Source organism: Pseudomonas sp. GM78 (genome assembly GCF_000282475.1).
GTDB lineage: Bacteria > Pseudomonadota > Gammaproteobacteria > Pseudomonadales > Pseudomonadaceae > Aquipseudomonas.
Map to the genome: position 1 here is coordinate 97,234 of NZ_AKJF01000200.1, position 11,290 is coordinate 108,523.

General features: G+C 61.4%; 12 protein-coding genes. 8 read left to right on the top strand and 4 right to left on the bottom strand.

Annotated features, from left to right (window positions below):
• Positions 1-16: 16 nt before the first annotated feature.
• The 3 genes from rsmD to PMI35_RS04130 are packed head-to-tail and all read right to left on the bottom strand — an operon-like array spanning position 17 to position 3,469.
• The gene (gene rsmD, locus PMI35_RS04140; RefSeq protein ID WP_008065078.1) at positions 17-631 is read right to left on the bottom strand and encodes a 16S rRNA (guanine(966)-N(2))-methyltransferase RsmD; all 615 of its coding nucleotides are present in this window, start codon (positions 629-631) and stop codon (positions 17-19) included.
• Positions 631-2,121 carry a M16 family metallopeptidase gene (locus PMI35_RS04135; RefSeq protein ID WP_008065079.1) on the bottom strand — a complete coding sequence of 497 codons (1,491 nt, stop codon included), beginning with the start codon at positions 2,119-2,121 and terminating at the stop codon, positions 631-633. The genes rsmD and PMI35_RS04135 overlap by 1 nt, the downstream gene beginning before the upstream one ends.
• Positions 2,114-3,469, bottom strand: a complete 1,356-nt coding sequence (locus PMI35_RS04130; protein ID WP_008065080.1) for a M16 family metallopeptidase — start codon at positions 3,467-3,469, stop codon at positions 2,114-2,116. The genes PMI35_RS04135 and PMI35_RS04130 overlap by 8 nt, the downstream gene beginning before the upstream one ends.
• A 343-nt stretch (positions 3,470-3,812) precedes the next feature.
• Between PMI35_RS04130 and ftsY the strand changes: the two genes are divergently transcribed.
• The 4 genes from ftsY (at position 3,813) to rpoH (ending at position 8,006) form a co-directional block, all read left to right on the top strand.
• The gene (gene ftsY, locus PMI35_RS04125) at positions 3,813-5,351 is read left to right on the top strand and encodes a signal recognition particle-docking protein FtsY (protein WP_008065081.1); all 1,539 of its coding nucleotides are present in this window, start codon (positions 3,813-3,815) and stop codon (positions 5,349-5,351) included.
• On the top strand, positions 5,348-6,019 hold the full coding sequence (gene ftsE / locus PMI35_RS04120) for a cell division ATP-binding protein FtsE (RefSeq protein ID WP_008065082.1): 672 nt from the start codon (positions 5,348-5,350) through the stop codon (positions 6,017-6,019). Before ftsY ends, ftsE begins: the two co-directional genes overlap by 4 nt.
• A complete protein-coding gene (gene ftsX / locus PMI35_RS04115) occupies positions 6,016-7,038 on the top strand; it encodes a permease-like cell division protein FtsX (RefSeq protein WP_008065083.1) in 1,023 nt (340 codons plus the stop codon). The genes ftsE and ftsX overlap by 4 nt, the downstream gene beginning before the upstream one ends.
• 113 nt (positions 7,039-7,151) lie before the next feature.
• Positions 7,152-8,006, top strand: a complete 855-nt coding sequence (gene rpoH / locus PMI35_RS04110; protein WP_008065085.1) for an RNA polymerase sigma factor RpoH — start codon at positions 7,152-7,154, stop codon at positions 8,004-8,006.
• Between the two features lie 150 nt (positions 8,007-8,156).
• Here the strand turns inward: rpoH and mtgA are convergent, their stop codons facing one another.
• Positions 8,157-8,879 (bottom strand): monofunctional biosynthetic peptidoglycan transglycosylase, encoded by a 723-nt coding sequence (gene mtgA / locus PMI35_RS04105; RefSeq protein WP_008065087.1) that lies wholly within the window; start codon positions 8,877-8,879, stop codon positions 8,157-8,159.
• Positions 8,880-8,953: 74 nt separating this feature from the next.
• Between mtgA and PMI35_RS04100 the strand changes: the two genes are divergently transcribed.
• From PMI35_RS04100 to trmB, 4 genes are all read left to right on the top strand, one after another.
• Entirely contained in the window at positions 8,954-9,334 is a 381-nt protein-coding gene (locus tag PMI35_RS04100) for a DUF423 domain-containing protein (protein WP_008065089.1), read from the top strand.
• Between the two features lie 71 nt (positions 9,335-9,405).
• Complete coding sequence (gene thiS, locus PMI35_RS04095) at positions 9,406-9,606, top strand: sulfur carrier protein ThiS (RefSeq protein WP_050562648.1); 201 nt, start codon at positions 9,406-9,408, stop codon at positions 9,604-9,606.
• A gap of 59 nt (positions 9,607-9,665) precedes the next feature.
• Positions 9,666-10,460, top strand: coding sequence for a thiazole synthase (locus PMI35_RS04090; RefSeq protein ID WP_008065100.1), 795 nt, complete (start codon positions 9,666-9,668; stop codon positions 10,458-10,460).
• A 9-nt stretch (positions 10,461-10,469) separates the two neighbouring features.
• Entirely contained in the window at positions 10,470-11,195 is a 726-nt protein-coding gene (gene trmB / locus PMI35_RS04085; protein WP_008065101.1) for a tRNA (guanosine(46)-N7)-methyltransferase TrmB, read from the top strand.
• The last annotated feature ends 95 nt before the right edge of the window (positions 11,196-11,290 follow it).

Here is an 11,290-nt window from a genome sequence, read left to right on the forward strand (position 1 = left end):
TGTTCAGGCCGGTCGGTTAACCGGCGATCTCTGCCATACGTTGCCACAATGAATAATAGACCCGTCCGGATTTTTGCTCCCGGTGCAGGCGCCAGTTGCCTGGCAGGCCGAGGGTCGAGGGTGCGTTTTCGCTTTCGGTGTAGACCCAGGCGTCATCCGCCAGCCACTGGCGCTCTTCAAGCAGGGCGCAAACGGTCGGCAGCAGGTTCTGGTTGAACGGCGGGTCGAGGAACACCAGGTCGTAGGCAACGGCGGCCTGGGTTTCCAGGTAGCGCAAGGCGTCGGCCGTTTGAATCTGGCCGGTGGTGCAGCGCAGGGTACCCAGGTGCTCCTTGATGCTCGATACCGCAAGGCTACTGGCGTCCAGCGCCTGGCCCATCGCGGCGCCACGGGACAGTGCCTCGAGGAACAGTGCGCCGCTACCGGCGAACGGATCGAACACCTTGGCGCCCGGGACGTAGGGTGCGAGCCAGTTGAACAGGGTCTCACGCACCCGGTCTGGCGTCGGGCGCAGGCCCGGCGCGTCGGGGAAGCTCAGCTTGCGGCTGCGCCATTCGCCGCCGATGATGCGCAGCTGGTTCACACCGTTATGCACGTTGTGGACAGGTTTTTTCGGGCGAGAAGTGGCCATTAATGCTCCGGAACCCCGAGCGGTTGCTCGGCGGGTTTATCAGTTGGGGCCGGTAACGGCTTTTGCGGCACGGTCGGGCCAGCGCTGACGATGACCAGTTTGTCCGTGCTCAGGTGTTTGTTCATGGCCGCCTTGACCTGCTCGACGGTCAGGTTCTGCGACTGTTGCATGAATTCTTCCAGGTGATTGAGCGGCAAGTCGTAGAAGCCGATCGCACCCAGCTGGCCGACGATATCGGCGTTGCTGGCGGTGGACAGCGGGAAGCTGCCGGCCAGTTCGCGCTTGGCATCGTCGAGTTCTTTTTCGGTCGGGCCGGTCTTGAGGTAGTCGGCGAGCACATCCTGCACCAGTTTCAGGGTGCCTTCGCTCATCTCGGCGCGGGTCTGCAGGTTGATCATGAACGGGCCGCGTACCTGCATCGGGCTGAAACCTGAGTACACACCATACGCCAGGCCACGCTTCTCGCGCACTTCGCTCATCAGCCGCGTACCGAAACCGCCACCGCCGAGGATCTGGTTGCCCATGGACAGAGCCGCGTAATCCGGATCGTCACGGTCGATGCCCAGTTGCGCGAGCATCAGGTTGGTTTGCTTGGATGGGAACTCGATGTGGCCGATGCTGGCCTTGGGTTCGGCGGGTTGCTCGATCTTCGGCAGGGCCGGGCCTTTGGGCAGGGCGGCGCTGACCTGGGCGGCAATGGCTTCGGCTTCGGCGCGAGACAGGTCGCCGACCAGCGCGATCACTACGTTGCCCGCGGCATAGGCTTTCTGGTGGAACCCGCGCAGTTGCGCGAGGGTGACGGCCGGAACGGTTTGCGCCGTGCCATCGCTGGCGTGCGCGTACGGGTGTTCGCCGTACAGGCGGTTCATCAACTCGAGGCTGGCGAGTTTGCCGGGGTTCTGTTTCTGGTATTCGAAGCCGGCAAGCATCTGGTTCTTGATGCGGGTAAACGAGTCGGCGGGGAAGGTCGGTTTGCCGACGACTTCTGCGAACAGCTTCAACGCCGGTTCGCGCTTGTCGGCGGCGCTGAGGCTGCGCAGAGACGCCACCGCCATGTCTTTATAGGCACCGTTGCCGAAATCGGCGCCCAGGCCTTCGAAGCCCTGGGCAATGGCGCTGACATCCTTACCGGCCACGCCTTCGTTGAGCATGGCGTTGGTCAACAGCGCCAGGCCAGGTGCGTTGCCGTCCTGGCTGCTGCCGGCGGCAAAGATCAGGCGCATGTCGAACATCGGCAGCTCACGGGCTTCGACGAACAGCACCTTGGCGCCTTCGGCGGTGCTCCAGGTCTGTACGTCGAGTGTGCGGTGGCTTGGCGCCTTGCCGTTGAGTTCGGTCAGCGATTGCAGCTTCTGGCTGGCCTTGGCCTTGTCCAGCGCTTCGCTGGCAACCGAGTCATTGGTTTTGGAGAAATAGAATGCAGCAGAGCCGATCAGGGCGACTGCGATCAGGCTGAGCAGGGCCAGGCGCGGTTTTTTATGTTCACTCATGAGTCGTCTCCTCCGGCAGAACATGGGCGACGCTGAGACGTTCGCGGGTGAAATACAGCTTGGCGGCGTTCTGGATGTCTTGCGGTGTCACGCTTTCCAGCTCGGCGAGCTCGGTGTCCATCAGCTTCCACGACAGGCCGACGGTCTCCAGCTGGCCGATGGCGGTGGCCTGGCTGGTGATCGAGTCGCGCTCGTAAACCAGGCCGGCGATGACCTGTGCCCGTACGCGTTCCAGTTCTTCGGTGGTCGGCGCGGTGGTTTTCAGTTGTTCAAGCAGCTTCCACAAACCGGCTTCGGCCTGGGCGATGGTCTTGTTCTTCTGGCTGTTGGGCGTTGCCGACAGGGTGAACAGGCTATCACCACGGGTGTAGGCGTCGTAACTCGACGAGCCGCCGGACACCAGTTCTTCGCCGCGCTCCAGTTGCGTCGGGATGCGTCCGCTGTAGCCGCCGTCAAGCAGGGCCGAAATCAATCGCAAGGCATTGACCAGACGCTTGTCTTCGGCGGTCGCGATGCTCGGCACGTTGAAGGCCAGCATCAGGCTGGGCAATTGGGTCTTCACGTGCAGAGTGATCTGGCGTTCGCCGGGCTCGGCCAGTTCCAGCGGAATCTTCGCCGCCGGTACCTCACGCTTGGCGATCGGGCCGAAGTAGCGCTGGGCCAGGGTCTTGACCTCGTCCGGCGTGACGTCGCCGACCACCACCAGCGTGGCGTTGTTCGGCACGTACCAGGATTGGTACCAGTGACGCAGCTCCTCGACTTTCATGCGGTCCAGGTCGGCCATCCAGCCAATGGTCGGCGTGTGATAGCCGCTGGCCGGGTAAGCCATGGCCTTGAAGCGCTCATAGGCCTTGGACATGGGTTTGTCGTCGGTGCGCAGGCGCCGTTCTTCCTTGATGACTTCGATCTCGCGGGCGAACTCGTCGGGCGGCAGGCGCAGGCTGGCCATGCGGTCGGCTTCCAGTTCGAAGGCCACACCCAGGCGGTCGCGGGCCAGGACCTGGTAGTACGCCGTGAAGTCGTCGCTGGTGAAGGCGTTTTCTTCGGCGCCGAGGTCGCGCAGGATCAGCGACGCTTCGCCGGGGCCGACTTTCTCGCTGCCCTTGAACATCATGTGTTCCAGGGCATGGGACAGGCCGGTCTGGCCGGGCGTCTCATAGCTGGAGCCAACCTTGTACCAGACCTGGGAAACCACCACCGGCGCGCGATGGTCTTCGCGCACGACGACCTTCAAGCCGTTGTCGAGGGTGAATTCGTGGGTCGGTTGCGGGTCGGCCGCCAGGGCCGAAAGGGGCAGGCAAAGTGTGCTGAGCAGCAGGCCTGCAGCGCGGCGGGCTAGGGCATTCATTCGTTTTTAAACCTTTGGGGCTGCCCGCTTGTTCTTAGCGTCAGCGGGCGAGAGGGTGCTAGGATACTGATCCGTTTTACTGGCGGCCACGCCTATCAGGCCTTTGCGTTTGATCAGGTTGTTTGGGTTTGCGGCCGTAAGCTATGGTTTATCAACTAAACTCTGCTTTTTCGCCGATTTTCCGCCATCAGTCCTTAGTGAAATCGTTTTTGCAGGGTGCCTTTTGCACCTCGACAAAATGTTGCGCATGAACAAGCTGGATCAATCGCAGTCTGTTCTGCATCGAATATTCATTTGCCGGGGCGCCCGTTGGCGCGTCGCTACCGTGAGATAGCCGTCCCCCATGTTTGGTTCCAACGACGACAAGAAGACCCCAGCTACGGCTGGCGAAAAGAAAAGCCTGTTCGGATGGCTGCGCAAAAAGCCGCAGGAACCCGTCGTCGAACAGCCACAACCACTTCCTGAGCCAACGCCTGCGCCGGTAGTAAATGCTGCCGAACCTGCGCCAGTTGTGCTGCCGATCGCCGAGCCGGTGCTGCAACCGGTTGTAGAGGCGGCGCCTGAAATCGTCGCCGAATTGCCACTGACTCCGGTCTCCGAGCCCTGGTTGACCTTGCCGGTGGCGGAAGAACCGGTGGCGCTGGTTGAAGATGAGCTGGCGCCGCACGTGACGCCGCCAATTCCGGTGCAGACGGTATCGGCGCCTGAGCCGGTTCAGGCACCCGTGGTCGAGCCGGTCGTGGCACCGGTCGTCGAGGCTGCGCCAATGCCTGCGGCTGCTGCATTTGTGCCGCCGGTTGCACCGGTTGCGCCGATTGTTCAAACGCCAGAGCCAGAGCCAGAGCCTGCACCTGCACCTGCACCTGCACCTGCACCTGCACCAGTTATTACTCCTGTTGCCGCTGCCCCCGTCGAAGTTCCAGTCGAGCCGGTTCGCACCGAAGAAACCAAAGCCGGGTTCTTCGCCCGTCTCAAGCAAGGCCTGTCCAAGACCAGTGCCAGCATCGGCGAAGGCATGGCCAGCCTGTTCCTGGGCAGGAAAGCCATCGATGACGAGCTGCTCGATGACCTCGAAACCCGCCTGCTGACCGCCGATGTCGGTGTGGAGGCCACTTCGGTGATCATCCAGCGCCTGACCCAGAAGGTTGCGCGCAAGGAACTGGCCGATGCCGATGCGTTGTACAAATCCCTGCAAGCCGAGCTGGCAGCCATGCTCAAGCCCGTCGAGCAGCCGCTGAAAATCACCTCGCAGAACAAGCCTTTCGTGATCCTGGTGGTGGGCGTCAACGGCGCCGGTAAAACCACCACCATTGGCAAACTGGCGAAGAAGCTGCAGCTGGAAGGCAAGAAAGTCATGCTGGCCGCCGGCGACACCTTCCGTGCTGCCGCGGTCGAGCAATTGCAGGTCTGGGGCGAGCGCAACAAGATTCCGGTCATCGCCCAGCACACCGGGGCCGACTCGGCTTCGGTGATCTTCGACGCCGTGCAAGCCGCCAAGGCCCGTGGCATCGATGTGCTGATCGCCGACACCGCCGGTCGCCTGCACACCAAAGACAACCTGATGGAAGAGCTGAAAAAGGTTCGCCGGGTGATCGGCAAGCTCGATGCCGACGCGCCGCACGAGGTGTTGCTGGTACTCGATGCCGGCACCGGCCAGAACGCCATCAACCAGGCCAAGCAATTCAACCAGACCGTCGAACTGACCGGCCTGGCGCTGACCAAGCTCGACGGGACCGCCAAGGGCGGGGTGATTTTCGCCCTGGCCAAGCAGTTTGGCCTGCCGATCCGCTACATCGGCGTCGGTGAAGGCATCGACGATTTGCGCACTTTTGAAGCTGAACCCTTTGTCCAGGCACTGTTTGCCGAGCGGGAGCGTTCATGATTCGTTTCGAACAGGTCGGTAAACGCTACCCGAACGGTCACGTCGGCTTGCATGAGCTGAGCTTTCGAGTCCGTCGGGGCGAATTTTTGTTTGTCACGGGCCATTCCGGCGCCGGCAAGAGCACCTTGTTGCGGCTGTTGCTGGCCATGGAGCGCCCGACCAGCGGCAAGCTGCTGCTGGCCGGGCAAGACCTGAGCACCATCAGCAACGCACAGATTCCATTCCTGCGTCGGCAGATCGGCGTGGTGTTCCAGAACCACCAGTTGCTGTTCGATCGCACGGTGTTCAATAACGTCGCGCTGCCGTTGCAGATCCTCGGTCTGTCCAAGGCCGAAATCGCCAAGCGCGTGGACTCGGCCCTGGAGCGCGTGGCGCTGTCGGACAAGACCGATCTGTATCCTGGCGACCTGTCTACCGGCCAGCAGCAACGCGTCGGCATCGCCCGCGCCATCGTTCACCGCCCGGCGCTGCTGCTGGCGGACGAACCAACCGGTAACCTCGACCCGCGTCTGGCGGCTGAAATCATGGGTGTGTTCGAAGACATCAATCGCCTGGGTACCAGTGTGCTGATCGCCAGCCACGACCTGGCGCTGATCGCGCGCATGCGCCACCGCATGCTGACACTGCAACGCGGCCGATTGATCGGCGATGGGGAGGCCGGCGAATGAGTGCTACTCGCAGTCCAAAGGTTTCCGAGCGCGTGGCCCCCAAGGCTGCCGACCCGCAACCGCAGAAGAAAAAACGCGACGACGATGATGGTCCGGATTTCGCCACGCTGTTGCGTGCCTGGATCGAAAGCCATCGCGCCAGCCTGCTGGACAGCTTGCGTCGCCTGGGCAAGCAGCCCATCGGCAGCTTTTTCACCTGCATGGTGATGGCAGTGGCCTTGAGTTTGCCCATGGGCCTGTCACTTTTGCTAAGTAACGTCGAACGCCTCGGCGGTTCCTGGCAGCGCGCGGCGCAGATTTCCCTGTACCTGCAACTCGAGGCCAGCCCGACGGATGGCGAGGCGTTGCGCGAACAGATCAAGGGCATCCCTGGGGTGGCCGATGCCGAATACGTCGGTCGGGATCAGGCGCTGGAAGAGTTCCAGCAACAGTCGGGCCTGGGCGAAGCGCTCAAGGAGCTGCCGGAAAACCCGCTGCCTGGCGTGGTGCTGGTAACGCCGACGGAGGTCGACAAGCCGGCCCTTGAAGCATTAAGACAAAAACTTTCCGAACTGCCCAAGGTACAACAGGCGCAGCTTGATCTAGTCTGGGTCGAGCGTCTGGCAGCCATCCTCAAGCTGGGCGACCGATTTGTCTTCGGTCTGACCGTGCTTCTGGTTTCTGCATTACTTTTGGTGATAGGCAATACCATTCGTCTTCATATTGAAAACCGCCGCACAGAGATAGAAGTGATTAAACTCGTGGGCGGCACTGACAGCTATGTGCGCAGGCCCTTTCTCTATATGGGGGCGCTGTATGGTTTCGGTGCGGGGATTCTTTCCTGGGGCGTATTGGCGTTCGGCCTGAACTGGCTGAACGATGCGGTGGTCGGGCTGGCCGGGTTGTACGGGAGTGATTTCGCCCTGGCCGGTGTACCGGTTGCCGACGGTCTGTCTCTCTTGCTTGGCGCGGTGCTGTTGGGTTATATCGGTGCATGGATTGCAGTCGCACGTCATCTCAGGGAGCTGGCGCCGAAGTAGAATCTTTTTTGCGCGTGATTGACCTTGCAGTTTCTAAGGGAACTTGTCTTGCGGTTTCCGGTCAATTTTCGCAGTGCCAATGGCACGAGTATGTAAGTGGGAGGTTTTTTCGTATGACCAATTCTTTGCAGCCTGCATATGCTCTGGTCCCGGGTGCGAACCTGGAGGCCTATGTGCACACCGTCAACAGCATTCCATTGCTGACGCCGGAGCAGGAGCGTGAACTGGCCGAGAGTCTCTATTATGAGCAGGATCTTGAGGCGGCTCGGCAGATGGTGCTCGCCCACCTGCGTTTTGTCGTACATATCGCCCGTAGCTATTCCGGCTACGGCCTGGCTCAGGCTGACCTGATCCAGGAAGGTAACGTCGGCCTGATGAAGGCCGTAAAGCGCTTCAACCCGGAAATGGGCGTGCGCCTGGTGTCCTTTGCCGTGCACTGGATCAAGGCTGAGATCCACGAATTCATCCTGCGTAATTGGCGGATCGTCAAAGTCGCGACCACCAAGGCCCAGCGCAAGCTGTTCTTCAACCTGCGCAGCCAGAAAAAACGCCTGGCCTGGCTGAACAACGAGGAAGTCCACCGTGTGGCGGAAAGCCTCGGGGTCGAGCCGCGGGAAGTGCGCGAGATGGAAAGTCGCCTGACCGGTCACGACATGGCCTTCGACCCGGCTGCTGAAGCCGACGACGACAGCGCCTTCCAGTCGCCGGCCAACTATCTGGAAGACCACCGGTACGACCCGGCCCGTCAACTGGAAGATGCCGACTGGAGCGACAACTCCAACCACAACCTGCACGAAGCGCTGGAAGTGCTGGACGACCGTAGCCGCGACATCCTCTACCAGCGCTGGCTGGCAGAAGAAAAGTCCACGCTGCACGACCTGGCGCAGAAGTACAACGTGTCGGCCGAGCGTATCCGTCAGCTCGAGAAGAGCGCGATGAACAAGCTCAAATTGTCGATCGCGGCGTAACCTGCGCGAAGGCAATAAAAAACGCCCCGATCAATGATCGGGGCGTTTTTTGTTTGAAGAGCAAAAGATCGCAGCCTTCGGCAGCTCCTACATTGGAATGATGTACACCCTGTAGGAGCTGCCGAAGGCTGCGATCTTTTGCTTTGGGGATCATTGTTCCCAAAGTGCCCGGCGTGAATCGTTGAGCCCTACCAAATAACTGTCCCCACCCAACTGACTCATCTGCCGCCGAATCCAGCCCGCACGTCGCGCCACGTAAGCGGTCGGATGGCTGGCACTCCACACTCGCGGGTTCGGCAACACGGCGGCCAGCAAGCTCGATTGCTGGCGACTGAGGCCTTTTGCGCTTGTACCAAAGTGATGCCTGGCCGCCGCCTCGGCGCCAAATACCCCGTCGTCCCATTCGACGCTATTGAGGTACACCTCAAGAATCCGCTGCTTGGGCCAGAACACTTCGATCAACCCGGTAAACCAAGCTTCCAGGCCTTTGCGCAACCAGCTGCGGCCAGACCACAGGAACAGGTTTTTCGACACCTGCTGGCTGAGGGTGCTGGCGCCGCGAATCGAACCGCCGAGTTCGTTATGGGCCAGTGCCGCCTTGATCGCATTCACGTCGAACCCCCAGTGCTCGGGGAATTTCTGGTCTTCGCCCGCAATCACCGCAACTTTCAGGTCGTCGGAAATTTCTTCCCACGGCTTCCAGGTGCGCTGCAGGTCAATGGGTTCGCCGTCGAACCAGGATTCGATCTTGCGCTCGACCATCAAGGCCGTTCCCGGAGGAGGCACCACGCGGAAAATCAGCACCAGCAATACGCTGCCGCCCATGAACCAGAGCACGGCCTTGATGAAATGGCGGAAATAGATACGCAGCATAGAGATGGCTTGGCCGAACCCGTTGAGCGGGCCATTATACAGACCCTGTTGATCGAGACTGACTGGAGTTCTTCATGCTGCGTGGCTTTTTGATGCTGGCCGCTTTTTTCGGCTTCACCGGTGTCGGTCTCGGGGCGTTTGCCGCCCACGGCCTGAAAAACCGCCTGAGCGCCGAATACCTGGCGATTTTCCATACCGGCGTCACCTATCAGCTGGTGCATACCCTGGCATTGCTGGGCGTGGCGTTGCTGGCTACGCAGATTCCCGGTCGCCTCGTGACCTGGGCCGGCGCTTCGTTTGCCATCGGCATCGTGCTGTTCTCCGGCAGCCTGTACGTGCTGACGCTGATGGGTGTCAGCAAGCTCGGCATCGTCACCCCATTCGGTGGCCTGGCCTTCCTCGCCGGCTGGCTCTGCCTGGGGCTCGCCGCCTGGCGCCTGCCGCTGACCGCTTGACGCTTGTTGCTGACCTTTAGGTCACGATCGGGCTAGAATGCCAGCCCCAAAAAATGATGGCGGCATTCGACATGCGCATTCAGTTGAACGGCGAATCCTTTGAACTGCCCGACGGTGAAACCGTTGCGGCCCTGCTGACCCGTCTGGACCTGACCGGACGCCGGGTGGCGGTCGAACTCAATCTGGATATCGTCCCGCGCAGCCAGCACGCAGACACTGCGTTGAACGACGGCGATAATGTCGAAGTGGTGCACGCCATCGGTGGCGGCTAGCCCGTGGCCCAAGGGCCGACAGAATTCTGCAAGACCCTCACCCCTACAGAGGATTCCCCATGAGCATCGTTCGTAGCGACAAGCCTTTCGTCCTGGCCGGTCGTACTTACCAGTCGCGTTTGCTGGTCGGTACCGGCAAGTACCGTGACATGGAAGAAACCCGCCTGGCCATCGAGGCCTCGGGTGCCGAGATCGTCACCTTCGCCGTGCGCCGCACCAACCTCGGCCAGAACGCGGGCGAACCGAACCTGCTGGATTTCCTCTCGCCGGATCGCTACACCTTCCTGCCGAACACCGCCGGTTGCTACGACGCTGTCGAGGCCGTGCGCACCTGCCGCCTGGCCCGTGAGCTGCTCGATGGTCACAACCTGGTTAAGTTGGAAGTGCTGGCGGATCAGAAAACCCTGTTCCCCAACGTGATCGAAACCATCAAGGCCGCCGAATCGCTGGTCAAGGAAGGCTTCGACGTGATGGTCTACACCAGCGATGACCCGATCATCGCCCGTCAGCTGGCGGAAATCGGCTGCATCGCGGTCATGCCGCTGGCCGGCCTGATCGGTTCGGGCCTGGGGATCTGCAACCCGTACAACCTGCAGATCATCCTCGAAGAAGCGAAAATCCCGGTGCTGGTGGATGCCGGTGTCGGCACAGCTTCCGACGCCACCATCGCCATGGAGCTGGGCTGTGATGCGGTGCTGATGAACTCGGCCATCGCCCACGCCCAGCAGCCGATCATGATGGCCGAAGCCATGAAACACGCGATCGTCGCAGGCCGCCTGGCCTACCTCGCCGGCCGCATGCCGAAAAAACTCTATGCCAGCGCCTCTTCGCCGCTGGATGGTCTGATCAAGTAAGAGCCATTGATGACTGAATCGAACGACACGCCAATCCAGACGGAAGAAGGCGACGAGCGCCAACACCGCCGCATCAAGAGTTTCGTGATGCGCGCCGGGCGCATGACCGAAGGCCAGCAACGTGGCCTGGAGCAGGGCGCGCCACTGTTTGTGCTGCCCCTGGCCGACGCGCCGGTGGACTTCGACCAGGTGTTCGGTCGCTCGGCACCGCGTTCGCTGGAGATCGGTTTCGGCATGGGCCATTCGCTGCTGGAAATGGCTGCGGCGGCGCCGGAGCAGGATTTCATCGGCGTCGAGGTTCACCGTCCGGGTGTTGGCGCGCTGCTCAACGGCGTGTTGACCCAGGGTTTGACCAACCTGCGGGTCTACGATTGCGATGCCATCGAAGTGCTCAACCGCTGCGTGGCCGATAACAGCCTTGATCGCCTGATGCTGTTTTTCCCGGACCCATGGCACAAGAGCCGTCACCACAAGCGTCGCATCGTTCAGGCATCCTTCGCCGAGCTGGTGCGGAGCAAGTTGAAAGTCGGCGGTATCCTGCACATGGCCACCGACTGGGAACCGTATGCCGAATACATGCTGGAAGTGATGAACGTTGCCCCGGGTTACCGCAACCTCGCCGAAGACGGCAAGTGCGTGCCACGCCCGGCCGAGCGCCCGATCACCAAGTTCGAACGCCGTGGCGAACGTCTTGGGCATGGCGTTTGGGATTTGAAGTTCGAAAAACAGTCCTAAACCCTGTGCTGTAAACCTGTGGGAGCCAGCCTGCTGGCGATGGTGTGTCAGTCGACATCAATGTGTCTGACACACCATCGCCAGCAGGCTGGCTC

Coding starts and splice junctions, on each gene's coding strand:
- rsmD (WP_008065078.1), bottom strand. CDS start 631: ATGGCCACTTCTCGCCCGAAAAAACCTGTCCACAACGTGCATAACGGT.
- PMI35_RS04135 (WP_008065079.1), bottom strand. CDS start 2,121: ATGAGTGAACATAAAAAACCGCGCCTGGCCCTGCTCAGCCTGATCGCA.
- PMI35_RS04130 (WP_008065080.1), bottom strand. CDS start 3,469: ATGAATGCCCTAGCCCGCCGCGCTGCAGGCCTGCTGCTCAGCACACTT.
- ftsY (WP_008065081.1), top strand. CDS start 3,813: ATGTTTGGTTCCAACGACGACAAGAAGACCCCAGCTACGGCTGGCGAA.
- ftsE (WP_008065082.1), top strand. CDS start 5,348: ATGATTCGTTTCGAACAGGTCGGTAAACGCTACCCGAACGGTCACGTC.
- ftsX (WP_008065083.1), top strand. CDS start 6,016: ATGAGTGCTACTCGCAGTCCAAAGGTTTCCGAGCGCGTGGCCCCCAAG.
- rpoH (WP_008065085.1), top strand. CDS start 7,152: ATGACCAATTCTTTGCAGCCTGCATATGCTCTGGTCCCGGGTGCGAAC.
- mtgA (WP_008065087.1), bottom strand. CDS start 8,879: ATGCTGCGTATCTATTTCCGCCATTTCATCAAGGCCGTGCTCTGGTTC.
- PMI35_RS04100 (WP_008065089.1), top strand. CDS start 8,954: ATGCTGCGTGGCTTTTTGATGCTGGCCGCTTTTTTCGGCTTCACCGGT.
- thiS (WP_050562648.1), top strand. CDS start 9,406: ATGCGCATTCAGTTGAACGGCGAATCCTTTGAACTGCCCGACGGTGAA.
- PMI35_RS04090 (WP_008065100.1), top strand. CDS start 9,666: ATGAGCATCGTTCGTAGCGACAAGCCTTTCGTCCTGGCCGGTCGTACT.
- trmB (WP_008065101.1), top strand. CDS start 10,470: ATGACTGAATCGAACGACACGCCAATCCAGACGGAAGAAGGCGACGAG.